The sequence below is a fragment of the Ensifer sp. ENS07 genome (assembly GCF_014852185.1).
Taxonomy (GTDB): Bacteria; Pseudomonadota; Alphaproteobacteria; order Rhizobiales; family Rhizobiaceae; genus Ensifer; species Ensifer adhaerens.
The window spans coordinates 782,304-805,922 of the sequence record NZ_JACVBE010000001.1 but is presented as its reverse complement, the minus strand read 5'-3'; the positions used below and the strand labels follow the sequence as shown (position 1 = coordinate 805,922).

39 protein-coding genes and 1 tRNA gene are annotated in these 23,619 nt (G+C 60.1%); 18 read left to right on the top strand and 22 right to left on the bottom strand.

Annotated elements, in window-relative coordinates:
- Positions 1–44: 44 nt before the first annotated feature.
- The 7 genes from IB277_RS04010 to IB277_RS03980 form a co-directional block, all read right to left on the bottom strand.
- Positions 45–1,013, bottom strand: a complete 969-nt coding sequence (locus IB277_RS04010) for a major capsid protein (RefSeq protein ID WP_060530069.1) — start codon at positions 1,011–1,013, stop codon at positions 45–47.
- A 122-nt stretch (positions 1,014–1,135) separates the two neighbouring features.
- Positions 1,136–1,852 carry a hypothetical protein gene (locus IB277_RS37965; protein ID WP_246812696.1) on the bottom strand — a complete coding sequence of 239 codons (717 nt, stop codon included), beginning with the start codon at positions 1,850–1,852 and terminating at the stop codon, positions 1,136–1,138.
- Positions 1,853–1,900: 48 nt separating this feature from the next.
- The gene (locus IB277_RS37960) at positions 1,901–3,253 is read right to left on the bottom strand and encodes a DUF4055 domain-containing protein (protein ID WP_246812695.1); all 1,353 of its coding nucleotides are present in this window, start codon (positions 3,251–3,253) and stop codon (positions 1,901–1,903) included.
- Positions 3,253–4,719: a phage terminase large subunit gene (terL, locus tag IB277_RS03995; protein ID WP_210339573.1), complete on the bottom strand. Its 1,467-nt coding sequence runs from the start codon at positions 4,717–4,719 to the stop codon at positions 3,253–3,255. Before terL ends, IB277_RS37960 begins: the two co-directional genes overlap by 1 nt.
- Positions 4,664–5,179: a DUF2280 domain-containing protein gene (locus tag IB277_RS03990; RefSeq protein ID WP_192370752.1), complete on the bottom strand. Its 516-nt coding sequence runs from the start codon at positions 5,177–5,179 to the stop codon at positions 4,664–4,666. The genes terL and IB277_RS03990 overlap by 56 nt, the downstream gene beginning before the upstream one ends.
- Before the next feature lie 353 nt (positions 5,180–5,532).
- Positions 5,533–6,153: a putative metallopeptidase gene (locus IB277_RS03985; protein WP_192370751.1), complete on the bottom strand. Its 621-nt coding sequence runs from the start codon at positions 6,151–6,153 to the stop codon at positions 5,533–5,535.
- A 357-nt stretch (positions 6,154–6,510) separates the two neighbouring features.
- Complete coding sequence (locus tag IB277_RS03980) at positions 6,511–6,756, bottom strand: hypothetical protein (protein WP_192370750.1); 246 nt, start codon at positions 6,754–6,756, stop codon at positions 6,511–6,513.
- A gap of 66 nt (positions 6,757–6,822) precedes the next feature.
- On the opposite strand from IB277_RS03980, the gene IB277_RS03975 reads away from it, so the two are divergent.
- Positions 6,823–7,038 carry a hypothetical protein gene (locus IB277_RS03975; protein WP_192370749.1) on the top strand — a complete coding sequence of 72 codons (216 nt, stop codon included), beginning with the start codon at positions 6,823–6,825 and terminating at the stop codon, positions 7,036–7,038.
- A 1-nt stretch (position 7,039) separates the two neighbouring features.
- On the opposite strand, the gene IB277_RS03970 is transcribed toward IB277_RS03975, so the two are convergent.
- Positions 7,040–7,117: transfer RNA gene (locus IB277_RS03970), tRNA-Met, on the bottom strand.
- A 441-nt stretch (positions 7,118–7,558) separates the two neighbouring features.
- Here IB277_RS03970 and IB277_RS03965 point away from each other — a divergent pair.
- The 3 genes from IB277_RS03965 (at position 7,559) to IB277_RS03955 (ending at position 10,556) form a co-directional block, all read left to right on the top strand.
- Positions 7,559–7,936, top strand: coding sequence for a hypothetical protein (locus IB277_RS03965; RefSeq protein ID WP_192370748.1), 378 nt, complete (start codon positions 7,559–7,561; stop codon positions 7,934–7,936).
- Positions 7,937–8,201: 265 nt separating this feature from the next.
- The gene (locus tag IB277_RS03960; protein ID WP_192370747.1) at positions 8,202–8,669 is read left to right on the top strand and encodes a hypothetical protein; all 468 of its coding nucleotides are present in this window, start codon (positions 8,202–8,204) and stop codon (positions 8,667–8,669) included.
- 309 nt (positions 8,670–8,978) lie between these two features.
- A complete protein-coding gene (locus tag IB277_RS03955) occupies positions 8,979–10,556 on the top strand; it encodes a flagellar hook protein FlgE (RefSeq protein ID WP_192370869.1) in 1,578 nt (525 codons plus the stop codon).
- Between the two features lie 41 nt (positions 10,557–10,597).
- Here IB277_RS03955 and IB277_RS03950 read toward each other — a convergent pair whose 3' ends face one another.
- The 4 genes from IB277_RS03950 to IB277_RS03935 are packed head-to-tail and all read right to left on the bottom strand — an operon-like array spanning position 10,598 to position 12,713.
- On the bottom strand, positions 10,598–11,185 hold the full coding sequence (locus IB277_RS03950; protein WP_192370746.1) for a transcription termination/antitermination protein NusG: 588 nt from the start codon (positions 11,183–11,185) through the stop codon (positions 10,598–10,600).
- A complete protein-coding gene (locus tag IB277_RS03945) occupies positions 11,182–11,496 on the bottom strand; it encodes a helix-turn-helix domain-containing protein (protein ID WP_192370745.1) in 315 nt (104 codons plus the stop codon). Before IB277_RS03945 ends, IB277_RS03950 begins: the two co-directional genes overlap by 4 nt.
- A complete protein-coding gene (locus IB277_RS03940; RefSeq protein WP_192370744.1) occupies positions 11,486–12,109 on the bottom strand; it encodes a hypothetical protein in 624 nt (207 codons plus the stop codon). The genes IB277_RS03945 and IB277_RS03940 overlap by 11 nt, the downstream gene beginning before the upstream one ends.
- Entirely contained in the window at positions 12,051–12,713 is a 663-nt protein-coding gene (locus IB277_RS03935; protein ID WP_192370881.1) for a hypothetical protein, read from the bottom strand. Before IB277_RS03935 ends, IB277_RS03940 begins: the two co-directional genes overlap by 59 nt.
- A 104-nt stretch (positions 12,714–12,817) precedes the next feature.
- On the opposite strand from IB277_RS03935, the gene IB277_RS03930 reads away from it, so the two are divergent.
- Positions 12,818–13,462, top strand: coding sequence for a hypothetical protein (locus IB277_RS03930; protein WP_192370743.1), 645 nt, complete (start codon positions 12,818–12,820; stop codon positions 13,460–13,462).
- 62 nt (positions 13,463–13,524) lie between these two features.
- Here the strand turns inward: IB277_RS03930 and IB277_RS03925 are convergent, their stop codons facing one another.
- Positions 13,525–13,878: a RusA family crossover junction endodeoxyribonuclease gene (locus IB277_RS03925; RefSeq protein ID WP_159415522.1), complete on the bottom strand. Its 354-nt coding sequence runs from the start codon at positions 13,876–13,878 to the stop codon at positions 13,525–13,527.
- Positions 13,879–13,973: 95 nt separating this feature from the next.
- Between IB277_RS03925 and IB277_RS03920 the strand changes: the two genes are divergently transcribed.
- Both IB277_RS03920 and IB277_RS03915 read left to right on the top strand, forming a co-directional pair.
- On the top strand, positions 13,974–14,147 hold the full coding sequence (locus IB277_RS03920; protein ID WP_192370742.1) for a hypothetical protein: 174 nt from the start codon (positions 13,974–13,976) through the stop codon (positions 14,145–14,147).
- A gap of 36 nt (positions 14,148–14,183) precedes the next feature.
- Entirely contained in the window at positions 14,184–14,429 is a 246-nt protein-coding gene (locus IB277_RS03915; RefSeq protein WP_192370741.1) for a DUF982 domain-containing protein, read from the top strand.
- 5 nt (positions 14,430–14,434) lie between these two features.
- Here the strand turns inward: IB277_RS03915 and IB277_RS03910 are convergent, their stop codons facing one another.
- From IB277_RS03910 to IB277_RS03900, 3 genes are read right to left on the bottom strand one after another with little or no spacing between them, the layout of a single operon-like run.
- Positions 14,435–14,644, bottom strand: coding sequence for a hypothetical protein (locus IB277_RS03910; protein WP_159415524.1), 210 nt, complete (start codon positions 14,642–14,644; stop codon positions 14,435–14,437).
- Positions 14,641–15,492, bottom strand: a complete 852-nt coding sequence (locus IB277_RS03905; protein WP_192370740.1) for a hypothetical protein — start codon at positions 15,490–15,492, stop codon at positions 14,641–14,643. The genes IB277_RS03910 and IB277_RS03905 overlap by 4 nt, the downstream gene beginning before the upstream one ends.
- Complete coding sequence (locus IB277_RS03900) at positions 15,492–15,959, bottom strand: hypothetical protein (protein ID WP_246812693.1); 468 nt, start codon at positions 15,957–15,959, stop codon at positions 15,492–15,494. Before IB277_RS03900 ends, IB277_RS03905 begins: the two co-directional genes overlap by 1 nt.
- 55 nt (positions 15,960–16,014) lie before the next feature.
- Here IB277_RS03900 and IB277_RS03895 point away from each other — a divergent pair, with 55 nt between their 5' ends.
- Positions 16,015–16,275, top strand: a complete 261-nt coding sequence (locus tag IB277_RS03895) for a hypothetical protein (protein WP_192370880.1) — start codon at positions 16,015–16,017, stop codon at positions 16,273–16,275.
- Between the two features lie 30 nt (positions 16,276–16,305).
- Here the strand turns inward: IB277_RS03895 and IB277_RS03890 are convergent, their stop codons facing one another.
- The 5 genes from IB277_RS03890 to IB277_RS03870 are packed head-to-tail and all read right to left on the bottom strand — an operon-like array spanning position 16,306 to position 18,128.
- Positions 16,306–16,494: a hypothetical protein gene (locus IB277_RS03890; RefSeq protein WP_192370739.1), complete on the bottom strand. Its 189-nt coding sequence runs from the start codon at positions 16,492–16,494 to the stop codon at positions 16,306–16,308.
- The gene (locus IB277_RS03885; RefSeq protein WP_192370738.1) at positions 16,491–16,664 is read right to left on the bottom strand and encodes a hypothetical protein; all 174 of its coding nucleotides are present in this window, start codon (positions 16,662–16,664) and stop codon (positions 16,491–16,493) included. The genes IB277_RS03890 and IB277_RS03885 overlap by 4 nt, the downstream gene beginning before the upstream one ends.
- Positions 16,661–17,413, bottom strand: coding sequence for a DUF2312 domain-containing protein (locus IB277_RS03880; RefSeq protein ID WP_192370737.1), 753 nt, complete (start codon positions 17,411–17,413; stop codon positions 16,661–16,663). The genes IB277_RS03885 and IB277_RS03880 overlap by 4 nt, the downstream gene beginning before the upstream one ends.
- Positions 17,410–17,913 (bottom strand): GIY-YIG nuclease family protein, encoded by a 504-nt coding sequence (locus IB277_RS03875; RefSeq protein WP_192370736.1) that lies wholly within the window; start codon positions 17,911–17,913, stop codon positions 17,410–17,412. Before IB277_RS03875 ends, IB277_RS03880 begins: the two co-directional genes overlap by 4 nt.
- Positions 17,910–18,128 (bottom strand): helix-turn-helix domain-containing protein, encoded by a 219-nt coding sequence (locus tag IB277_RS03870; protein WP_192370735.1) that lies wholly within the window; start codon positions 18,126–18,128, stop codon positions 17,910–17,912. The genes IB277_RS03875 and IB277_RS03870 overlap by 4 nt, the downstream gene beginning before the upstream one ends.
- Positions 18,129–18,222: 94 nt before the next feature.
- Here IB277_RS03870 and IB277_RS03865 point away from each other — a divergent pair, with 94 nt between their 5' ends.
- The 3 genes from IB277_RS03865 to IB277_RS03855 are packed head-to-tail and all read left to right on the top strand — an operon-like array spanning position 18,223 to position 19,488.
- Positions 18,223–18,861, top strand: coding sequence for an XRE family transcriptional regulator (locus IB277_RS03865; protein WP_192370734.1), 639 nt, complete (start codon positions 18,223–18,225; stop codon positions 18,859–18,861).
- A complete protein-coding gene (locus IB277_RS03860) occupies positions 18,858–19,160 on the top strand; it encodes a hypothetical protein (RefSeq protein ID WP_192370733.1) in 303 nt (100 codons plus the stop codon). The genes IB277_RS03865 and IB277_RS03860 overlap by 4 nt, the downstream gene beginning before the upstream one ends.
- Positions 19,153–19,488, top strand: a complete 336-nt coding sequence (locus tag IB277_RS03855; RefSeq protein ID WP_210339572.1) for a hypothetical protein — start codon at positions 19,153–19,155, stop codon at positions 19,486–19,488. Before IB277_RS03860 ends, IB277_RS03855 begins: the two co-directional genes overlap by 8 nt.
- Here IB277_RS03855 and IB277_RS03850 read toward each other — a convergent pair.
- Positions 19,485–19,784 carry a hypothetical protein gene (locus IB277_RS03850; protein ID WP_192370731.1) on the bottom strand — a complete coding sequence of 100 codons (300 nt, stop codon included), beginning with the start codon at positions 19,782–19,784 and terminating at the stop codon, positions 19,485–19,487. The two genes, IB277_RS03855 and IB277_RS03850, sit on opposite strands and share 4 nt — an antisense overlap.
- A 193-nt stretch (positions 19,785–19,977) precedes the next feature.
- Here IB277_RS03850 and IB277_RS03845 point away from each other — a divergent pair, with 193 nt between their 5' ends.
- Genes IB277_RS03845 through bet form a run of 7 tightly spaced genes read left to right on the top strand, consistent with a single transcriptional unit; the run spans position 19,978 to position 23,616 of the window.
- Positions 19,978–20,406, top strand: a complete 429-nt coding sequence (locus tag IB277_RS03845) for a hypothetical protein (RefSeq protein ID WP_192370730.1) — start codon at positions 19,978–19,980, stop codon at positions 20,404–20,406.
- Positions 20,407–20,433: 27 nt separating this feature from the next.
- Positions 20,434–20,856: a hypothetical protein gene (locus IB277_RS03840; RefSeq protein ID WP_192370729.1), complete on the top strand. Its 423-nt coding sequence runs from the start codon at positions 20,434–20,436 to the stop codon at positions 20,854–20,856.
- Complete coding sequence (locus IB277_RS03835; protein ID WP_192370728.1) at positions 20,853–21,089, top strand: hypothetical protein; 237 nt, start codon at positions 20,853–20,855, stop codon at positions 21,087–21,089. The genes IB277_RS03840 and IB277_RS03835 overlap by 4 nt, the downstream gene beginning before the upstream one ends.
- The gene (locus IB277_RS03830; RefSeq protein WP_192370727.1) at positions 21,086–21,367 is read left to right on the top strand and encodes a hypothetical protein; all 282 of its coding nucleotides are present in this window, start codon (positions 21,086–21,088) and stop codon (positions 21,365–21,367) included. Before IB277_RS03835 ends, IB277_RS03830 begins: the two co-directional genes overlap by 4 nt.
- Entirely contained in the window at positions 21,364–21,600 is a 237-nt protein-coding gene (locus IB277_RS03825; RefSeq protein ID WP_192370726.1) for a hypothetical protein, read from the top strand. The genes IB277_RS03830 and IB277_RS03825 overlap by 4 nt, the downstream gene beginning before the upstream one ends.
- 1 nt (position 21,601) lies before the next feature.
- Complete coding sequence (locus IB277_RS03820; RefSeq protein ID WP_192370725.1) at positions 21,602–22,579, top strand: hypothetical protein; 978 nt, start codon at positions 21,602–21,604, stop codon at positions 22,577–22,579.
- Positions 22,580–22,590: 11 nt separating this feature from the next.
- Complete coding sequence (gene bet, locus IB277_RS03815; RefSeq protein WP_192370724.1) at positions 22,591–23,616, top strand: phage recombination protein Bet; 1,026 nt, start codon at positions 22,591–22,593, stop codon at positions 23,614–23,616.
- Positions 23,617–23,619: the final 3 nt, after the last annotated feature.

The following is a 23,619-nucleotide window of genomic DNA, read 5'->3' as shown; positions in this document are numbered from 1 at the left end:
CGGAGAATGGAGACGGGGCGGGCATGTATCCCGCCCCGCTTCGGTTACTTGGTCGCGTCGCCGATGGTGATGACACCAGCGGTGTGCTTGATGTCGGTCGCGACCTTGTCCCAGTTCGAGCCGGTGGCGAGTTCCGCGTCGGTCGGCGACTTGCCGCCGTTGCCTTCGTCCCAAGTGTAGCCCTTGAGACCGAGGCCGAACGAATAGTCGACCTGCAGGGTGGTCTCGATGCGGGTCTGACCGTTCTTCGTCTCGATGTTCGAGATGATGTCGCGGCTGTCCGAGACGGTGGCGGCGTTGGCCACCAGCGAGAGCACCTTGAGCTTGTTCGGCGTGCCAGCCTCGTACAGAGCCGGCGCGTCGGTGACGACGACCATCTTGCCGAGGATGTCGACAACACGAACGTTGGCAGCCTGGAAAAGCTGCTGGGCGTTGCCGAGGTTGAGGCCGATCAGCTTGTGATAGGCCGTGCCGTTCATCACCTGCGTGATGAGGTTGCCGGAATGGTCGCCGAACTTTGCGTGACCGTCGTTCATGGTGACGTAGCTGACGCCTAGGGTGGCTGATACGTCATTGGTGGCGCCGGCCTGGTTGCTGATCGCGGCTACAAGCGCCGAAACAGCGGTGTTGAGCTGGTCGCGAAGCAGCGCCTCGGCGAAATTGCGGGACGCAACTTCGATGCCTTCGGCGGTCGGCTTGTCGAGCCAGGTCATCTGCGACGGCTCGTAGCGAACCGGCCCGAAGCCGCCGGCGACCTTGACGGACGAATGCTTGAGCTGCGTCAGGTCGGTGGCCGAGGCGCTGGCCTGGGCCGCGTAGCGATCGACGCGACGCTGTGCGGAGTGGATAGCCGCGTAGAACGATTCCTGAAGGAAGTCGCCTTCGAAGCCTTCCGTGGTCAGACGGATAGCGCCGCCGGAAGCCGCGTTGAACTTCTCGACCATCTGCGCGAGCGTCTCGATGGTGGCGGGCATGAAGTACTTATTGAAGACCTGCATCTGCGCGAGAGACATGGCCTGATCCTTTCTGTTTCCGTGATTTTGGTTGGGAGGTGGATGCGGGCATTGCCCAGATGCCCGTCACCTCGTTGAGATCACGGGTTTGCGCCGGGGTGGCGCGAATTGCTCAGAAGTAGCTAGGCCTCAAGCTCCGGGAACTTCGCCGCGATTGCCGCGGTGCGCGCCTTGGTATCGCCGCCGAAATCGCCCTTGGTCGTCTGCTGCTGATGGCCGCCGTCGTTGCCCTTTGCGTTGTCACCCTTGGCAGGCGCCACGAAAGATTTGCCTTCGTCGCCGGCCGCCCAGCGCTTGACCGCTTCGGCGATGCCCATCGGGCCGAGGCCGATATCCATCGAGGCGTCGTCGGTATCCATGGCGACACGCGGCTCCAGAAGCGCACGGGCTGCCTTGACGAACGACGGATTGGTGATGCCGGAGGCTGAGAGCGCGTCAGTGAGTTCGGCGTTGATCTTCGCCTTCTTGCCCTTCGTGACTTCGCCCTCGTACTTGCCCTTCCAGTCGTCGCGCTCGCCCTCAAGGGTCTTGCGCAGTTCGACGAGCTGGCGCTGGTGCGCGGCGTCGTCGGTCTTGCCGTCCTTCAGCTTCTTCCACGTTTCCGGGTCGAAATCGTCGGGGGCCGCCTTCTTCTTCGCGTCGGCGAGCTCGCCCTTGACGGTGGCAAGATCGGTCTTCGTGCGGTCGTAGGCGTTGGCGAGGGGAAGAACGTCGCGATGGCCGCGGACGCTGTCGGCGTCGGTATCAAGATGGAACTTGCCATCAGAATGCTCGACATAAAGGGCCTTCAGGGCCTCGTCGACGTTGTCGAGCGAGTCCAGAACGAGTTTCAGGGCCATTGGCCTTATCTCCTGTGGGTGGTGGTTGTGGCCGGGTTCCGGCCTGAACTAGACGAGGGCAGCGCGCCGCTCGTCTTCGGTGCCCTCAGGTTCGATGAGGGCGTACTCTTCGTCCGCGTCCCGCTCTGGCGAGAAGATCCCGCCCGCCTGGCCGCGTTCGTAGAAGGTCTCCCAGGACATGCCACCCTGAGTGTAGACGGTGAACAGCTGCGCGAAGTCTGCCGCCGACATGGTGCTGTCGAGCAGGTCCTTGGGAGGCGTGACGACGATATCGCTGTCGTCGAGCCCCTTCATACGCGCTGCGGCCTTCAAGCCGCGCTCGAGGAGAGCCGCCGATACCTGAGATATGCTCTGGAGGTTGGCAGTCTCGCTAGCGAAGCGGAGCCGCCTCGCCTCGCCGCTCTCCTGCGTGGATTTCTCCTGCTCGAACATGCGGGCGCCCGCCATCACGGCAGCTTCGACCTGCTTCTCGATCGCAGCTTCATGCGCCTCGATGCCGGAGCACGACGGCGACACGTATTTGAGGTCCGGGGTCACGGTATCGTTGCCCATCATCTGGTGCACGACACCGGCGCCGACGGTCTTCGGTGCCTCACCGTTGATCGCGACAAGGGTCTCCTGCCCGGACATGAACAACTGCCAGCGCCAATCAGCGGACAGCTGGTAGGCGTTAATGATGGCGTTCGCGATGCCTATCAGCGGCGGTGTCTCAACAGGCGGAACGACATCGCGGGCATTGCCGACATAGAACGGAACGAAATCGAGCCGCTGGCCACCGAGGGCGACAGGCTCGCTGACGGTGACCGTGTCCAAGCTCTCGCCCTCGTAGACCGTCGAGACATAGAGGCCGTCGACCAGTTCAAGAACGCGGAACTTCGGGTTGTCCTTCCATTCGAAGCCGGAGCGCTTCTTACCGGTCTCGTCCAGGACGAAGAAATCCCGGTCCCAATTGATGATGCTGTCGCCGGCGTATCCGGCAAGGAAAGGCTCGCCGCCGTCCACCGGCGCAGTCGTCAGCACTCCATAGCGACCGAGCCACAGCAGATATCGGGTAATCCGACGATGGAAGGCCTCAAGGCTCATGCCCTCGCCATCCGCATTCTCCCAGATCGACGACAGGCCGTCGGGGACGGTGATCTGCGTTTCCTTCGCATGGATGATGCCAATCATGGCCGCGACCGACGGCGCCAGCAGTTCCGGCACGATAGCGCGCAGCTTGTAGGCCTTTTCGTACGCCTCGACCCCGCCATCGGGCATCGACTTGAAGCCGGAAGGCATGGGCAGGTAGCGAACGCCCTCGCGTTTCACCGCGCGTTGGCCCTGCATCGTGTTCCGCATAAGGCACCAATCGGCGATCCGATCCGGGGTGATGTCAGGGTGCGTTGTCTTCACATCTTGCATCAGAAAAGCCCCTGGACCGCCGTTGTGGTGCTGCTTGGCTGACGTTTCGTCGTCAGTTCCGTGAACGCGCGAGAGGCCGCGTCGATCTGGTCTTTCCATTTCCCGGTCGGGAAGCTCTCTGCCTCAGTCAAAAACGCCTCATTCCATGCTCCCTGCATAAGGAAGACATTCCCCGCCTCGGCTTGCGCCGCGAGCGGAAGAGCGCGTGTTTCCTTGTCACCCGTCTCCGGGCTGGCGTGGTAGTCGTGCCCGACGAGGACGTGACGCAGCATGTGCTGCGCCTGTGCCTTGCCCGCTTGCCCGGGGTCCTGAGGGATCGATCCGCGCACCTGGCCGTGTTCTGCCCGGTCTTGGTCGGCGGTGTTGCGGAGAAGCTTCTCCACCGCCATCGGTCCGAATTGCTCGCGCACCATGTTGGCGATGATGAACCGCCCATCTGGCGCCAGCGCCATCAAGCAGCCTGCCGTTGCCGCTGCTTCCTCATCTTCCGTCGCCGCCAAGTCCCAACCACGCACGAAACGACAGCCGGTCGGGAGCGCCTTCACCGTGCCGAACCATGACCGCTTGAACAGACCGCCGCCGCGCGGGACGGGCCGCTGCTGCAACTGGCCGGCCGACGCGTAGCTTCCGAGTGTCCGCTCGAGCAGGTCAACCTGCTCTTTTGGGAAGCGCTCGGGGAAGAGCAATTCCCCTGCCTTCGTTCGCGGGTCCGCGAAGTATGGCGTGACGCACTGCCGATCAGGCTCAAACCGCATCGGAAGCATGAGGTGGATGTACGGCAATCCCTTCGAGAGGATCAGACCGGACGTGTCCCGCTCATGGAGGCGTTGCATAATGACGACGATCGCGGATTCGTCGTTGTTGACGCGCGTTGGCAGCGCTTCAAGGAATGTCCGCTCCGCCGCGAGCAATTCGGCATCACTATTCGCATCGTCAGCCGAGAGCGGGTCGTCGAGGATCACTCGATCGCCACGAGAGCCGGTCATGCTCTGGAAAGCCATCGCCTCGCGAAAGCCGGTCCGATCGTTCTCGAACTTCGTCTTGGCGTTCTGGTCGGTGGTCAGGGCGATGGGCCAACGATCCTGGTACCATTCCGACTGGATGAGCCGGCGGCATTTCAGGTTGTCGCGGATCGCCAGATCCTGCTTATGCGCCGTCGATAGGAAGCGCTTTTCAGGTTGACCGAGTGGCCCCCACTCCCAGGCCGGCCAGATAACCCCGGTGAGGAGCGACTTCATTGTGCCAGGCGGCACGTTCATGAGGAGGAGTTTTACTTCCCCTCGGCTGACTGCTTCCAGGTGGGCGCAGATCGCGTCCAGCGCCCAGCCCCATTTCAGCGGGGTTGCCGGCTCAAGGATATGCCACGCCCGTCTGGCGAATTCGGCGAGCGACCGCGCGCAGGACCGTCGCTCAATCTCCCTTTCGATTTCTGTCAGCGGCGGCAGCGAGAGTTCGATACGCTTCAAGCTCTTCGTCCGTCATTGTGGCAAGATCGAAGGATGCCGGCTTCGGGCTCATGCTCCCATCGCTTGAAGTGTAATCGTGCTTTTGGCGATTGGTGTAGCTGTCGCCCACCTCTTTCGCGGCCTGCTCAAGCAGGTCGGCGGCCAACACCATGTTGCCCTGGGTTTCTGCCTTGTCTGCCATGCGCTGAAGAGCGCGGAGACGAACGGCGCGATGGCTGATCGCGATCGAGGCGGTGTCCTCAAGGAAGGTCTTGCGGGTCTCTTCGAAGAGCATCCGCCACTTCTCTGCGAGGTTGCTGCCGGCCTTCTTCGTCGGGTCGTAACCTTCAACCGACTGACGCGTGATCGTGGCGCCGTATTCCTTCCTGACTGCCTCGACGACAACAGAGGGCGTGTCGAAGCAGGCGAGGCTTTGGACGATGAAGGTTTTCACCTCGTCCCTCAGTGTGCCTTTTGCCATTGGTCTGTCAGGCTCCGGTCAGTTCCACGCAACGTAGGTGGTTGAGTATCTCCTCAATCAACGGGTGAACCGCGCGTCGGGAGATAATGATGCCCATTCAGAAAAAGCTTGTGGTGCTAACAGCTGACGCCGACGTCACTATTGAGGGATTGAAGATCCCGTCGGGCAGCTACACAGCCACCGAGCGTAATGCCTACACTTCCAGGCGGGGCAAGAAGTCTTTCCTACCCCCAACCTACGAACTTCATCTAACTGCACGCGACCTTCGGACAGTTCGAGGCTCGATCGAACAAACTCTCGGTGCAAGCCTGGACGCGACCCGGCAAGTCCAAGGGGGATGCTTCATTGTCGCGTCACGCAACCTTTAGCTGGCAGGTGCCGCATGCATGGGCGATCTGCACTCTGGCAATCTCGGGTTTCTGGTAGGCTGCATCGACCATGGCCCGGACGCCGGCAGCATCTGCACCGTAACGTCTGACCACTCCGACGAATTCTTCGACGTCGTGACCGCGGATGACGAACACCGGGCGTCCGGTCGACTTGCTGAACTTCGGGGCGCCGAAAGCATCGACGTCCTGGGCGGCGTGATAGAGCTCGTGCTCGACCAAAGCCATAAACTCGGCATCCCCACACTCTCGGCAGTAGTCGGCGTCCAGCGTGATGATGAAGTGCGGGACGTGACCGAACCACTGCTTTACCTGCATCTCTGCCCGAGCGCGTGACCACTTGCCCATCGTGCCCTGTGGAGATCCTGTCTCGCACTGGCCGATGACGCGGCGACCCTTCTTGCTGTTGCCGACTGTGGTCCAGAGGTAGCCGATATCGGCGAAGCTGAGGTGCAGATGATCCACATTGTGAACCGGCGACGCCGGGTCCAGGAACATCGCGTCTACCCAGTCTGGCAGGTCTTCGGCCGGAGCGAAGGCTGGCGAGGTAATGTCGCCAAACATTGACGGAGGCGGTTGCGGGCGCATCAAATCACCACTTGCTATAGACCGACTGATCGCCCAACCTGAGCCCTCGGTGACAGGGGAACTATATGAACGACGAAGAACTGCTGCTTGCTCAGATCGAAGCTCACGCTACCTACGCGGAACAGGCTAAACCGCGAGAGGTAGATTTACCGACGATAGCTGCAGTGCTGTCTCATCTTTTCCAACACCGTTCCGAGAAGGAAATACTCGAGCAATTGAGGACGGTATTCCGGGCGCGAGGACTATCGTGGCGTGAGTAAGGTGGGCATGTTCCAACCTCTACCCTCTCCTGGGGGCACAAGTTGAGACATCGGGGAACCGGGCCAGAGGTTCGGCTCCCTATTCAGGCAGGCGGGATCAGCAACGCATTCGGCCGGCATCGAGACTCAGTCCGTGGGTGGCGTAGCTCTCACGGTATACCGGCTTGAGAGAGCCGACGACGCGATAGGCGGTGAGGCCGAGGCCCTGCAGGGAATAGGTGACGCTGGCGCCGTATCGAACGACGGCAAGTGCGAGAGATGCGACGACAACCGCGACCGCGGAGATGATGTCGGCGATGACGAACAGGCGGCTGTAGGCATATACGTAACCATGCGAACGCATGCGGCTTCCTTTCGCGTTAAGGGAGACTTATCGTATAATGCTAATAAACGTCGAGGGGAGACGACGATGAGCAACGCGTGGGCCTCGCTTGAGGCGGAATATCAAGGCAATGGCGTAGAAGTGGTATCCACGGATCCACTCATTGGTCGGCTTGAGCTTATGGCCGAGCAAGAAGAAGTCGTCGAGGTGACGATCGACCGCGCAACAGCGGAGCAACTTATCTCAGCGCTTATGGCGTTCCTTGCGCACGGCGAAGGCGACGACGCGCCGAACTTCGCCTGATTGGTTGCGGAGACAGGATTCGAACCTGCGACCTCCAGCTTATGAGGCTGACGAGCTACCGGGCTGCTCTACTCCGACATGATGTTTATGATAGCAATTGCAACAGCAGCGACGGTGAACTGAGGAAACAGCCGGCTACGAAGCCCACGAAACCTAACGCTAACGCTCCGACGACTCCGTGGTTATCCCAACCATAGTGGGCGCCGATAGCAGTCGCCGCCAGGACGATCGATACCGACCACACGACCTTAAGCGCCGATACTGGCCGGCCACTCTTTGTTGGCTTCTCGTCCGCCATCGCGACCCCTGCATATACGTCTACCTCCATGCTTTAATTGAGCGGTGTCAACAGTTCAATCAAGGCGGCGGGGGTGAAGGTCGCTACTACCAATACCCCAGGGATGAAGGCGACCACCCTGCGCATCGACGTACTGTGGTCGTCGCGGCTTCCAGGGGCACAACTCGCATTTGTTGCGACATTGAGTGAACGTTGTGCCTGGGGGAACTTCGAGGGGCAACTGTGAAAACAACGTTGACTGCTACAGTGCTAATAGCCGGGGCGCTCTCGCTTTATAGCGCGGACGCGATCGCCGCGAAGAACGGCATTTTTGTCTACGGTTGCACTTCCGACGGGAAACCCGCGCGCATGCGCGTGATTGCCCCGCTGAAGGACAAGGGCGCCGTCGAGGCAGGATTTCGCAATATGATACGGCAGAAAACCTCAGCTTGGTTTCTTGCGCAGAAGAAGACTGTCGATCTGACAGAAATCGAAAAAGCCCTCGAAGTCATGGTGCAATCAAGCGGCGGTAAGCTCCCACCGCAAAACCCTTCCGCTGTTGCGAGATCTGTTGAGATTGGCAAGCGCGCCGCCTCACTGAAACTCTATTGCGGCGCCTAGCATTGTGCTTGATACCGGGTGCTCTACTCCGACGAAAACCCTGACTTTCTACTGAAAGTTTAATTTCTAATGCTCTGCGAACGATCCAAGAACACCAAGGATACGGAAGCGGATTTCTAATCTCTTCGGATCGGCAGAATTTGAGTGCGACCACCCTGCGCATAGACGGCGGTCCTTGGGTGGGCGCGCTTGCCTGCAAGAGTATATTTATTTTAGCCATCACTTAACTTATAGTTGGCGCTATCACTTGGCACGGGGGGGCTGGATGGACGAAACACGGTCCGCGATCTTGGCTGAACTACGAGCTGAATTCGACGACAGCGAGAATGTCTTCACACTTTCGCATGTCCTCCTCTCGCCGGGGGGCCGTGAACAAATAGAGGACAGCCTTCGCAAGCAATATGAAGCCCTCGGCAGAGAGCTTTACCTCGACGACGCCGAGAGGTTCGGTTACTGGGATGGCCAGTTTTCCAAGGAACTTGCAGAATTCCTGGCACTGGCAATCACTGCCAACGTCCAGGAAATCATCGTGCCAGTGGCGCCCATGATCTGCCCTCTGTACTGCAAGTTGAAGGCTGAGGGAACACTAGCGAGCGAGGGCTTCAACCTCACCGTGGCAATAGCGGACGTGTTGCTTGCCTGCGGTACGCAAATACCCTTCCCGATAGTTCAAGTGGCAGTATACGCCACCAAGAACCATATTCTTGATCGCTGTTGCCTTTGTGAGGGATAGCTCCCCTACCTTGCGGGGAGACCCAATGGCGTTCGCGCTTGCCCGGTCGGGGTCTACCGCATTTTCCAGCAACACTACCGGGCAATCAGAAATGGAAAGGGCGGTCAACGCCGCCCTGAAATTTGGGTGCATTTCCCCAACGCGAGACTTGCATAGGAGCCTCCTGGGTGGCCGGGACGAATCCCCGTCGCCTGTGATCCAAATCACCTAAACAGAACTAACCGAGAACGCTCACAATTGCAAGTCTAGGCGACAGCTTCGCGCAAGCTGTGAACACCATTGGTGATTGCATACAACTGAGGGTGCATGATGAGTCTATACGGCAGCATGAGAACCGGCGTTTCTGGCATGAACGCCCAGTCGAACCGCTTGGGCACTGTCGCCGAGAACATCGCAAACGCCAATACGACGGGCTACAAGCGCGCCTCGACCGAGTTTTCGTCGATGATCCTGCCTTCGGGCGGCGGCAACTACAACTCGGGCGGTGTCGAGACGCAGGTGCGCTACAGCATCTCGCAGCAGGGCGCGACGACCTATACCACCTCGGATAGCGACCTCGCGATCGACGGCGGCGGCTTTTTCATTGTCCAGGGCGCTAGTGGCGAGAATTTCCTGACGCGCGCCGGATCATTCGTTCAGGACAAAGACGGAAAACTCATCAATACCAGCGGCTTCAAGCTCATGGGGTACGAGTATTCCTCAAACCAGGACCCTACGGTTGTCGTCAACGGCTACGATGGCTTGCGCGACATCAACATTGAGGGCGGCGGCCTTTCTGCGACTGGATCGACAGCCGGGGCTCTAGACGTGAACCTGCCATCGGGTGCGTCGGTCGGTTTTTCCAAGTCCACATCCTTGGTTGCATACGACACACAGGGGAATACCTGCCTTATAGATTTCAAGTACACGAAGACGTCTGCCAACGAGTGGGTGGTCGACGCCACATACAACGGTACATCGGTGCTGGCGCATCCGGCCCAACCGTCGACGAATGCTGTCTTGAGCGGAAATCTTGACGCATCCGCTGCAGTCGGCACGACCCATCTTACCCATTCGGATTTCTACGCTTCAGACGGATCGCTGCAAACCGTCGACATCCTGTATGAGATGACCCCTGCGGGATGGGAGTTCACCGTCAGCCATGCGGGAACCCCCCTCTTCTCCGACCAACTGCACGCCAACGAGTTCGATGCGAGCGGGAATTATCTCGACCCCGAGCCTATGGACATACCCGAAATAGATCTCGGCGGCGGCGTCATGTTGGGGCCAGGCACTCTTGTCTTGAATGGGCTGACGTCCGTTTCAGGGCCGTCGACGATCGATCTGGAGTTTGACGGCAGCGCGGCGGGAAGCACAATCGAGCTGAAATTCGATGCTAAAGGCCAGTTGCTGTGGCCGAAGTCCCTGACGACGGGGAGTGTCGCCACCAATGGAGCTTTGCTCAACTCCCTGCATATCGACATCGACGGCACGACCCAGGTGGGAGCCGATTTCACGGTCGCGAATGGCGATGTCAACGGTAACTCCGTCAGCAAAGTGTCTGGGTTTGAAATCAGCGACGAAGGCATCGTGTCACTGAGGTATGATAACGGTGATCTTGACCCGAGGTACCGCATCGCGCTGGCCAACGTTCAAAGCCCCGATAAGCTTCGCCCGGAAACCGGAAACGTCTATTCACAGGGCACGGACTCTGGGGTGGTCGTCATGGGCTATCCGAAATCGGGCGAGATGGGCAGGATCATCTCACGTGCGCTCGAAGGCTCGAACGTCGATATCGCCAACGAGTTGACGTCCATGATCGAATCTCAGCGCAACTACACTGCCAACTCTAAGGTCTTCCAGACCGCCTCGGACTTGCTTGACGTTCTCGTCAACCTCAAGCGCTAAGACCCGCCGGCGGCCATTGTAGGCCGCCGGCCTTTCGGCGGTCACGCGGCGATGAAATTGTAGTCCATCGGAACCGTCAGAGTGCCTGCAATATCGAGCTTGCCGATCAGCATTTTCAAGCGTGGATCGGTCTTTGCGTTCTTACGCAGGACTTGGCGCGCAAGGCGTTGTCTGCGGTCGAACTCGACTTCGGCGTCAGCCTCGGCCGCCCTGACAGCCAGAACATCCATAACATCGATCGGAAGCGGACGACCGTCAGCCCCCTTTACGATGCCCGCAACTCCTGGCGTCGCTTCAAGCAACCGCCAATCGTGCGGCTCGCGGACGAAGACGTAGCCAACGAGAAGTGCAAACCGACGGACCTTCCAAAGATCGGTGTGCTTGCGGTCGCGGATCAGTCGCTTTTCCGACGGCATGTAGCAGTTGAAGCCGTTTTCTGTCAGCGAACGCTCAATGGCCGAGATCCGGTGATCGAGGGCTGGAACGATCCGGTACCCCTTCCCTCGTGGCTTGCCATCCTTGTCGAGCGTCGTCTGCTCGACGGCATACTCGCGCCTCGGCTTCTGGGATCCTGGGACTGTTCGAACTGCATACCACGCCGGTTGGCGGTTAGTGTTGGCGTAGTTCATAGGGCGTTCTCCATTTCGATCTTGTTCAAGGCGTAGGCGACGGTCGTGTGGTCCCGCGAGAAGACTCGGGCGATAGCGTGCAGCGACATGCGTCTCTGCTCGCGAAGCTCCCACATGATGCGATGACGGTGTGTCGTGACGCTCCGGCGTTGCGACGGGCCCAGCATAATCTTTGACGGGATACGGAGCTCGAGGCTGCGAAGCCGGACGTAATCGGTTGGCGTGAGGTGCCCGAGCGTCCGTAACTGGTGGACGCGGAAGGCGATGACGTGATCGTTGGCGTCTGGGCGGAGGCGGAGTTTACGCAGCATCGGCCTGCACCTCCGTTATGGCCTGCTTTGCGACGCCAGGCGCCCATACCTGGTTGATTGCCCAGAGGTGCCTGGCGCCCACCGGCCACCGGCGGCGCTTGCAGCCATTGGTGAACTCGTCATGCGACTGGCATTCGGCGTGGTAGACGTACCCTTGGCGCGCTAGGTCCCTCGCCTGCTCTTCCTGGGTCACGCGCAGATCCTTGAGGCCGTATCGCGTCATACGCGGGCCGGTGATGGCGGCGTTGTCGCGCGCCGCCTTGCTCATCTCCGAGGCGCGCATACGCTCTTCGCGGAGGCTTCGGCATTCGAGGTTGGCCATAGCCGCCATCTCGGAAGGGATCGGCAGGAAGGAACGGTTCGGCATATCGTATTCGCCACGCTTCAGCCGGACGAAGACGGTGCGCAGGCCGTGGAGCGGGACGCCCTTCAGCGCAATCCGATATTCCTCGATCGGATCTTCCGACTGGATAGAACCCGGGATCATCATGCCGGCATCCATCAGCGAGGCAATGCACTTGCCGACCTCGTCGACGCCGCACGGCGAAAGCTTTTCAGTGAGAGCGGAAATCCCCTGCTCCAAGGTCGACAGTCTGGTCGGCAAATTTGTCATCTGGCTCACCGTAGAGGTCTCGTTTCAGTTTCTGGTGGATGTCGTGTTGGCGCTGCATGTGAGGGCTCATCGGCCGGGGCGGCGCCTGGGCTTGAGCCCGTGGCTTGGCGACGTTGCGCATCCAGTTGCGCCATGTGGCCTCCCAATCGAGCTTTGCGGCGTCCTTGCCGCTCTTGCCGACCCAGAAATCGCGGAACTTGTCGGCCTCGAGGCGGATAGTTGCTTCGGAATGGCCCTGACCGACGGCCCACTGCCCCCATGCTGCCGGCAGAGCCCAATCGGCGGGCAAGCGCGCCCCGCGTTTGTTTTCCGAGCGAAGCGAGGATGGGGTGGGGTTAATTTCTTTAGGGGGTGTGGGGGACCTTTCTTTATCAGGGGTGGGGTTGTCCCGTTCGGTCACGTCCTGTCCCGCGACGTCACGTGACGTCACGTGACGTTGGCGCTGCTTGCGCTCGCGGTCCGACTTGCGCCGAGCCTCAATCGATGCCCCTGCTTCGTCCTTCGTTGCGGTCTCGACGGCCGCGAGCATGTCGGCAACCTCAGCCGCCTGCTCCGCGGTAAGGCCAAGCATCGCCATCTTCACCAGCACAGATGTCGGGATCATCTCGGCATGCCTCCCCCAAATTGAGTAGCGAGGGGCGATTGCCGGAGGCAACGAAACCAGTTGCAATAAGCCGTGGCACGCCAATCGCGCGAGAAGGGGAAAGAATGAGGTGGCGATCGCTGGCACTTATCGTTGCGATCTGCGCTGCCGTGGTGGCCGCAGTGACAATTGCGCTCTTGTACTTTGTGCAGTCTCCATGCGGAGAAAACGAGCAAGGCTGTATCCGTGAATGGTTCTCTGCGGTTGGCAGTTGGGTGGGCTCGATCGCAACGATCGCGACCCTCTTCTTCTTGGTCGACCAACATCGTCAGCTCACCAAGGCGAGCCAGAGACAAAGCGAAATACTTTGCGATACCGTGGAGGGGAGCTGTGATGAGATGACCAAGCCGCTCATTGCTGGTTTGGCTGCGTCGCTCAGTTTCAACAAAGGACCAGCAGCGGTTAGGCATCTCGATATTGAGGAATGCAGACAATCGCTGCTGCGGCTTCAAATGCTGTTGTCCAGAGAGACCCATGACGACTTCAGCCACACAATTGGCGACACGGGTGAGGCACTTGCCAAGGGACGAGACACGCTTGCGGACGCCATAGCAGCAATCAAGGATTATGGCGGCAACGATGTCCAAAACCTTGCTATGCAAGCGGTGCAGGCGGCCTTCGTTGAAATGACGGAAGCCTTTTCTGCCGTCACCAAATACCGGGACCGGATAGAAAAAGCGGTACGAGTGTACAGAACTGCAAATCGCTGAAGACCTCGAGTTAGAGGGAGTACTCGGCCGCCATCGACCGTCGGCCCGAGCGAAATCGCTTCTCATGCCGCCATCCCCTCTTCGCATACCTGGACGATGACCACGCACTCAGCCGGAAGCTCGCTGTCCCAGCACATGGTCAGCCGCTCGCAGAGATTGTCGTTCTTGATGACGCCATAGTGCTGCAGGCAGTCGAGGATTGCCTTGGACCGGTTGTCGAGGTCCTGGCGCATGTTCTGCCGGCGCAACGCGACGTGGAGCGCGAACGGCTTGTCGATCGGTGTAGCAGGCGCCTTGATGAAGTAGCCCGCGTCAGTCCGCCATTTCTTGTAGGTCGGCGACAGCCGGCGCTTCGCGCCCCAGCCGTCGTATAGGTCCCAGCCTGACGGCGGGTATGGGAGGTGCAGCTTAATCACGTCCGACCTCCCCACTCACGGCTAGCAGCGAACGGGCCGAACTCCTGGAACAAACACCCCTCGGTCGCGGTTGCACCACCAAAGAGGAGGCCTCCATGCCAAGGACCCCGATACCGGACATCCCAGACCCAGATTTCACGCCGGACCTGCCGCCGGATGTTCCGCCAGACGTGCCCAAACCACCGGACAGAGAGCCCGACATCCTTCCGGAAAAGGTTCCCAACCAGAACCCAGACGAGAATGACAAGCCGCCGAAACTGAGAGCCTGACGCCCGCTGAACGAGCGAAAAGAAAGGAGGCTGGCGATGATCGAGAACTGGAACGAATGCGTGATCATCCAGCTTCCGAAGCTCGACGGAGTGCAGATCGTTTGGACGCCCGGCCGGGCGGCCACCCTGCTCAGCGGGAGCTGGCCTGTCGATCATGGTGTCGGCTACTCGGATGCCCTCAGCAAGTGCACAGACGCGATGCTCGGCACCTACCCATGGGAACCAGCGCGAGACGCGTTTCTGGAGGCCATTGCCGACGCCAGTGTAACGAAGTTGCACTGACGAGCTCACGCTGCCGCCCCTTCCTGATTTCTCCGCTCAAGCGCCTTCAGGTACGCGGCCTTGATCTCCTCGAACCGGGCGATGTCGTATTCCTTGGTGGTGATCTCGTTTTCTGGGCGCGGCTTCTTCGAGCCGTGGCCGTGGTCTTCGAGCCAGGTCATGGCGCTGGCGATGCGGCGATCCAGCCAAGCGATCATTTCGGCGGGATCGGTCATCGGCGCGTCCTCCAGACTTCGTCCGGGTCGATGCCGTTTGCCGCCATCTGCTCAAGCGCGGCAGCTTGACGCATCTCATGCTCGGCCAGCCGCTCTTCCGACCATCCGTCTATGCGGGCGTACTTTTCAGCAAAAGCTCGAGCGTCTCGCCACGACCGAGCGTACGACGGCCAAGCGCGTGTCAGCTGGACCTTCCTCTTGCCGCCTTCGGTAAGCTGTCCCAGGCAGACACGCTCAAGCCAGCCCTTGCAATCGAGCTTGGCCGCGGCGATGACGTAGTCGTCTGGGCAGACTTGGAATGATCGATAGCCCGTCTCGGAGAAGAACGGCTTGTCCTGGTCGATGACACGAGCATCGCCACCGCAAAGGCCGAAGATCCCGGCATAGGCGAAGTCAACTCGGCAGCCGGCAACCTCGATCTCAAAGCGGCCTTTCTGGCCGAACATCGGGGTCTCGCCGTCATTCGCGGCAAGTGAGGCGGACAACCAGTCCCATGCATCGTAAAGGCAGAAGAACCGTTCATTGCCGTCTGGCGGACCACCTTTTGCAGCTTCGGCTGGCGTCAAACCGAACGCATGCTCACCAATCGCCTTCAAGCGGTTCCCGGACGTGACCATACCGTCGTAGTCGGCATTCCGAACCGCGGCGTCATAGGTGCGCAGTTCTGCCCATGCTTGATTGAGCATTCCGGCATCGTCGCTCGGCAAGGTCTCGCGGTATGCGAAGCGTGCGAGCCGATTGTCCCGCTGCTCGATCTGCCAAGGCGACAGATTCACCTTGGTTGGCCGTGGCGCAGCAACCGGAACCGGAGGCGCCGTCATCATGTCGAAGAACGAAAGCTGCTGCATCACCGGTCACTCCCGTCCGTAAGTTCCGGGCAGATCCATTCCGCGAGAGACGAGCCGATACCGCGCAGCTTCTCAGCGATGATCAGCCGTTGCTTCAAGCTGAGCCAGCGCACGAATACGGGCGGTCTTTTCGATGAATCGGCATGGTCCCTCTTTGCTGCGCGCAGCAGTTCGCGTTCGTTCTTTGCGGCTTCCGCAGCCGCGTAGAGTTCCATCATCTGCCAGTGGCGAACGACGTCGGTTTCGTTGTTCCACCAAGCTTTGAGACGGCGCTCCGTCCATTGCTTCTTGGGTTCTCCCTTGTGCGGGAAGAGTTTTCGGAGGATTGCCGCAGCCTCGAAAAACATATCGCTGATACGGCCGCCGCCGCCGATCGATTTAATGAGGTAATTTGCAGTCGCAACGTCGCTCATGTGCTTGCATTTTCCCTGCTTCGTCTTGTCCAGAATTCTGGATTTCTTTTCCATGTTTTAGGTTCCCGCCTATGACACAGTGTCCTTGCTTAGAGAGGACCTGCAGCACATGAGCAGAAACCTTACCGACCATTCCGAAGAGAGCCTGACCGCGCCAACGGTCGGCGCTCATTCGGTGGTCGAAAACCTCATTCCTTTCCGCAAGACCGCCGCCGCACTCGATGGTCTTGCCGCCGGTGACGATCCCCTGTCGTCACCGGCCATTGCCTTGGGTTCTGCTGTTCAAGCCGTCGTTATGCGACTGGCGAACAAGCGGATCCGGTTGAGAGTTTCCGGTCCAGACCGGGAGGACAGCCTGGACCGGAGTTGATCGCGAGAGAGGGAGGAGGAGACCCCGCGATCAATCCGTGGTGACCGAGCGGCGGTGATCGGACAGGATCACCGTCGCGATTTCGTCGTCGGTCATGGCGTGGAAATTCTTCTGGGCCTTCTCCCGCCTGAACTGCGCTTCGCAGAACCAGGCCACACCAGCGAGAAGCGGAAAGGCGGAGGCCAATGTCGCGGCGAACAAGATCTGAATGGCAATCATGCTGCTCTCCTTCTGGAATTGACGCGCGGTGGCCGGCGCTCGACGTCGAGCATCACGGCTCGGTCGAACTGCTCGTCGGGAAGCTGCACGCCTGTCGCGATCTCGACCGCGTAGACCTCTGCCCTGCTAATCTCGATGTCGTGCTGATGCTCGACGGCGTGGAGGTTCATGCGAACTCCTCCTGCTCGCGCATCGCCTTGGTGCAGGTGTGGCAATGAGTTCTTCCGACACCCGCGCACATCTCGGGACGCTGGCAATGTGGGCGCAGCGGAGATGGCGGCTTGGTGAGGAAAGCGGGTGCCGGGCTTTCACCGGCTTCGGCATGGGTCAGGTCAACGCCTTCCGGTCCAACCGGGATTGCCTCGCGCCCCTTTTCCGCTGGCACGGAATGGACGGCTTCGCCGCCTCGCATCTCGTCGCGGTCCATCTCGTTTGCCTCTTCAGGCGAATTCTGGTGCCCATTCACGTCCGGGCCAGACGGTTCGAGGTCGGGAGTGCTCCCTTGAGCCAGTTCTTCCTCTTGGTTGGCGCCTCCTTCGTTCGTTGCGATCTCGGTGTGTTTGGTGACGATGTCGAGGCCAGCGTCGGAGCGCGGGGCGTCGTCGAGGAACTCGCCGGTCAGCGGATCGAAGCGCTCGGAATTCTTCTCATGCGTGTGCGTAGCAACCGCCGTGCCAGATGCGCGGTGATAGGCCTGCAGGTACGTGTCGAAGTTCATTTCCTGTTCGGAAACGGCATCTTCGCCCGACTTCGCAACCTTGCGCAGATGGGCAACGAGCTTGCCCATGATCGTCTTGTCATAGCCTTCCGACTTTGCCTCGGCATAGACCTCGCGGATATCGTCGCCGAGCGTGTCTTGTTCTTCCTTCAAGCGGAGAACGCGATCGATGTAGGCCTTGAGTTGCTTATCAGCGCTCATGTGCGGACCTCCGCCGGGAAGAAGTCCTCAGCCGAAACCGGGAGCCCCATGTCTTGAGCAGCCTGCAAAATCTTGGAGATATGCCAGTGAGGGATATGCCCCCCAGTACCGCCCTTTTCCTTTGGGGTGCGCCAGCGGCCTACGGCGTGTATCGACACGTCGGCCGCTTTCGCCAGTTCCTTGACGCTGGAAAACTTGGCAATCACCGATGCGGCCGGCTCGCAACCTTTCGGCTCGACGGTCTTCGACATAGGGACCACGTGCGCCGAGACAAACACGAGGAGATCGGTGGTCGCGGCGAACCACTCGCCATGGACCCTCACGGCATTGAACTTGGCGTGAATGTCCAATTCGTCGGCGACGGTACCGGGCCAGTAACCCAGCAATGTGCAAGGAAACGGAGCGTCGGACGCGATCTTGTGAAAACGCCGGTCAGGCTTTTCCGAGAAGCCGATCTTCACGCGGCCGCCGCTCTCGACGGCATAGATGAAACCGCTCATCGGACCGCCTCCGGCGCTTCGAAGAAAAACCGGTCGTTCCATTTGATGCGCCGCTCGCGCGCCGCCTCACGTATCGCTTTCATTTCTTCGAGCGATGGAGGGACGCCGTGCTTTTCCCACCGGGATACCGAAGCCTGCGTCACGCCAGCAATCTCCGAAAACTCGGCCTGGGTGACCTTGAAGATGTTTTTGCGGATGTGTTTGATCGCGTTCATGTTGCGCATATTATACGCATACACATTATGCGCAAGAGTAAAAATATACGCGCTCGCATTTTGGTTTTGCCGCAGGCGGTCCTAGGGTGTGAGCATGATCACTATCGAGCAGAAATTGCGGGCAATCATGAAGGCGACGGGCTGGCGGCAAACGCAGTTGGCCGAACGCCTGAACGTCACTCAGGCGACCGTCAGCCGCTGGTTCTCTGGATCTGAACCCGAGGGCGCCCGCCGAGACGCCATCCTTGCGCTATATGACGAGTTTGTCGAAGCAGGCCCGAAGGCGCTCGATCACGGCGATATCGTCAAGATCGTAGGCTACATCGGTGCGGGGGCGGAGATCTTGCCAGAGTTCGAACAAGTGCCACCTGAAGGGCTCGACCAGGTCCACGTGCCCTTCCCGCTCCCGGACGACATGATCGCACTAGAAGTTCGCGGCGACAGCATGCTGCCCGTCTACAAGGACGGGCACGTCGTGATCGTCTATCGCGAGCAGAAAAAGCCCGTCCAGTCCTTCTATGGAGAAGATGCCGCGGTGCGCACCGCCGATGGCCGGCGCTTTCTGAAGACCATCATGAAGGGCTCCCCGATTACCCTGACGTCATTCAATGCGGCCCCTATCGAGAACGTAGCCCTTGAGTGGATTGGGGAGATTTTCGCCGTCCTGCCACGGGCGCAACTACGCCATGTCGAAAGGGCGGGAGGCCTTCAAGGGAGGCTTAAGCTGGCATGAGTGATAAACTAGAAAACCCATACGGCGACCAATTTCTCCATGACGCGCTGGAGTATGTGGCGAAGAAGACATCGAAGGCAAAATGCCCTTTCTGCGGCAATCCGAACTGGACTTACGAGAATGGCGGAGGTTTGTTGATGCCAGTGCCAAAGATGGCCTACATACCTATGCGCTACCAACCGCAAACGGGCCAAGCCGCTTCGATTCCTGTGTTTACGCTGACATGCACTGAATGCGGGTTTGTCCGCCATCACAACTTACCGATGATCATGACGAAACTGGATGGAAATGATGGCTGAGCCACCCTATTCTCGTTTTGACTCAGAGCGCGTATTTGATTTAACGCCACATCATAAAAGCGGCGGGTCATCTGGAGATGGCGGCATGGAAGCTCGCATCGCGAAGCTTGAAGCAGACCTTGAGCACGTCAAACGCGATGTCACCGAGCTTCGGACGGACATGCGCGACGTGCGCGATCGCGCAGTCAAGATTGAAGCCGACATCAGGCACCTTCCGAGCAAGGCATTCGTTTTCGGCGTGTATGGCGTCGTCGGGGCTATTTTGGCCGCGATTATGCTTTTCCAGACCCAAATTCAAACCCTGCTCGGCGTAACCCCCTCACCTTAGGCCGCCAGCCCTTGAGTTGACGCTGGGTTGAAACGCTCGCAGGCCGCGCGAATTTCGCGAATGAGCATTGGGCTCGGATATGCGGCGAGCACGCCGCCATTATCTCCGATTGCGCCCATGATCGGGATGATCTGAAAACTCTCGTCATCGAACGGCGCGACCGGCTGCAAAGCGAATTTGCGGCCAGGGAACTCTGACGCCAGATAAGCCTTGAATCGCTCGGCGCTGTTCACAATGACTTCTACTTTGTGGTCCGGCGGCACAACGACGAATTCCGTCACTTCGCGAGTACTCATTTAAACCTCCTATACAGAACATATAGAGAACAAAACACACGATGGACCGAGAGTCCAGCGCGTCCTTCCTCATATGCGCCGTATACGCCCATGCGCGGAGATTTATACGAGTGCGTATTTTTTCTCTTGACGTATATAATTATACGCATACTATACGTCTCATCAGCAAGGCGCTGACGAGAGGACGAAGCAAATGCGCATCAAGCTCATCAGGGACATCGACGGCTTCGCCTACAAGGCTTGCCTCACGATGAAGGCAGCAGAACTGGCGGTTCTGGACTCCATCAAGCGTGTCTTCGGTGCTGGCGGCTTCACCATCTCGACTGGCGCGACAGGTATCGCTCTCGTCGGCCCGTCGTGCATCCGCAATCCTGAAGCGCTCCTGAAAGACGCTTTGGAGGACCTGAAGCGGTCGCTCGCTGCTGTCCACGATGACGACGCTGAGTACGAACAGCGTGGATACGAAGATTTCCCCGGCGGCCGCTTCGCCGACGCCATGCGCGGCACGAAGTCTTTCCCGTCTCCGGTCCGCAATCCTTACCGCAACGAGAAGCATCACGCCGCTTGGGCTCGTGGCTACAGCCGCGCTCATCGGGAACTCGTCGCCGATTTCGCCACCTGAACAATCCTCATCTTGGAGGTTTTCGACATGCCGACCACCAGACCAGCGGGAACACCTTTCATCCATCGCCGGGAAACGCTCTTGGTCACCAATGGATCGCCCAAAGGGTTCTATTTCAACGAGACCGACGGCTTCTTCGGAGAGATCGTCAGCACACCGCGGGATGCGCTCTACAACGAAGACCGTGCGCTCTTCAGCGACGACACCACGAAGTACATTCGCTTCGATCTCGACGCCATGCACGGCGAGGACGTCACGGAGACAATGGCCGAAGCCTTCCTTTCGGATTGGGGCGGACGGGTCTGCGACGAGGGCCTTTTGCCAGACTTCGTGCGGCAGTCGGACGCCTGGGAGAATTGGTGCGAGCGCCGCACCGTTCGCGATGGTCTCGCCTTCACGCAGCGCGGTCACGGCACCTTGAACCACCGCCAGATGGGGATCGCACGATGAGCTACAAGCCACGCCGCGTGAAGCTGCACGAACTGTACCGAGAGGTCGAAGCCCTTGGCGGCGCCTCGCACACGTCCGAGGACGAGGCCTACAACCGAGCTATCCTCGATGCCTGCGCGATCCTTCGCGCCTCTGGCTTCGGCGAAGGTTCGTACGTCGATCAGCCGGAATACGACAACCGCGCCAGCCTCGCCAGCCGCGAGTTTGCGCCCAGCGTTGGAGCGACGCTGTGACCCGCACCTATTACAAGAGCTTCGAGCGCGAAAACGGCCAAGAGGTAACGGTCGAATACTCGATCTCGCCTTACGACCCGGGCGTTTCCTATGGCCCGGCCGAAAGCTGCTATCCGCCCGAGGGCGGTGAGGTCGAGATCGTCAAGGTTTTCAGCGATGACGCGCCCGACTTGGCGTGGACGGACAAGGAAGACGACGACTGGTGCGCTCGCATCGCTGAAACCCACGACCACAGCGATTACGCAGACGACCCCGACGATTGGAGGGATGAGCGATGAACCGCACCGTCTCCTACCATTGCGACCCGGCATCCGGTTACTGCGAATGCCCCGACAACTGCGCTCTCCCGGCCCGAGATGCCGATTTGGGTGGGCTCAAGAAGTTCAACAGAGCCGCAACCGGCTTCGGCCTCTCACTCCTCCTCGTCTTCGCCATCGCGATCATTCTCGCGGCCGGGTTCGTCAGGACTGAGAGCATTCACCGCGACATCGTTTTTAAGAGGAGCGTTTAGCATGACGCAGCAGGACAGCATTTGGACTTGGTGGCAGAACGCGCTGGCGGGCAACGTCGGCCCGATGCACGAAGGGCAGCCTGAACAGGGCTACTACCGCACGCGATTCAAGGGCGGCCAGTGGGAGCCGGTGGCTATCTGGCTCGACGAAGCCGGCGCCTGGCTGGCGATGCGCGGCGAGCGCATGGTCGACGCTGGCGACGCTTGGAACTTCTGCCGCACGCACCCGGTCAGCTACGAAGCCTATCAAAAGGCGATCGAGGGCGCCGGCTGGGATGACGAGCCGCCGGCGCCCGCCGCCGGCCACAATCTTCCGGCTGATCCGTTCGAAGCACTGAAGCTCGAATTTCTGTCCGAAAAAGAGCAAGCCGAGGCGTTCATGAAGACGCCGATCAAGACCCAGGACCAAGCCGACAAGGCGGCGATCTGGTCGAAGCGGCTGACCGCCATCAAAACGAAGGCCGAGAGCCTGCACAAGGTCGAGAAGCAACCGCACCTCGACGCTGGCCGCTCGGTCGACAACAAGTGGCGCTCTCTCAAGGAAGATCCGGACACGCTCGCCAAGAAGCTGAAGGCGCACGTCACGCCGTTCCTGCAGGAGCAGCAGCGCCTTGAATACGAGCGCCAGCAGCGCGAGCGCGACGAAGCCGAACGGAAGCGCCGCGAGGCTGAAGCACTCGCCGCCCAGGCCGATGTGAGCGACACCGCCGCGCAGGCCGAGGCAGAGCGCTTGCAGCAGGAAGCCGCGAGGCAGGAGCAGGCGGCACAGCCGAAGAACGCCAAGGCTGGCCGCACCGGCGCGAGTGTCTCGCTCCGGACCTTCGTCTCGGCTCGCATCGTCGACTACGACAAGGCGCTGAAGGCCTTGGGAAACCATCCCGAAATGAAAGCACTCGTCGAAGCTCTTGCCAACCGTGCCGTTCGCGCAGGTCACGAGCTTGACGGTGTTGAGCGCATCGAAGAACAGCGCGCAGCTTGAGGACTTGAGCCATGAACGCCCGCACCCAGACCCGCCCGCAATCGCCTGAGGTCGACCAGAAGTCGGCGGCGAACAATGTTCTCGCCCTCGCCCCGTCGCGCCTTCCCCTAGCCCCGTCTGTGGCTAGGGAATTCGAGATCAACGCTCCGCAGTGGCGCGTCCTCGTCGACCAGATATTCCCGACCGCGAAGACGACAGAAGCTATCATGATGGCCCTGTCCTATTGCCGGTCCCGAAACCTCGACATCTTCAAGAAGCCGGTTCACATCGTGCCGATGTGGTCGAGCGCACTTGGCAAGATGGTCGAGACTGTCTGGCCAGGCATTGCGGAAATACGCACCACGGCGGCGCGCACTGGCGAATATGCCGGCATCGACGAGGTAGCCTTCGGCGACATGATCGAGCGCACATTTAAGGGCCGGGTGAAGAACGACGGGAAATGGGAGGAAATCAGCAAGACGGTCCGGTTCCCTGAATGGGCCAGCGTCGTCGTCTACCGCTGGGTGAAAGGCCATAAGGCCGCCTTCCATACGAAAATCTTCTGGGAGGAAACCTACGCCAGCATGGGGAAGACTGACGTTCCCAATGACATGTGGGCACGTCGCCCGCGCGGGCAGTTCGACAAGTGCGTTGAAGCTGCTGCCCTACGCAAGGCATTCCCCGAGGAAGTCGGCAGCATGTATGCGGCCGAAGAGATGGAAGGTCGCGTGATTGATCACGAGGCGAGTGAGCGCGTTTCCCCGCAGCCGCCGCCCAAGCCTCCCGCCCCGCCAGCGCCGCCTACGATGGCCGCTGCACCGATCGAGTCCGAGCCAGTCGGCGAAACGACCGAGGCTCAATTCGTCCTCGGTGACTTCCTTGAGCAGATCGAAACCGGCTTGGCGGGCGCCAAGGACGAAACCCAGGTCGAAGAGATCTGGAACGACTTCGACGCGCCGGCCGTGCTCGAAACGAACGGCCACGCCGACATGATCGATACGGCCTTCGCTATCCGCGATCGTCGCCTTTCACAGTTGTCGACCGTCGCGGCCGGGTGACCT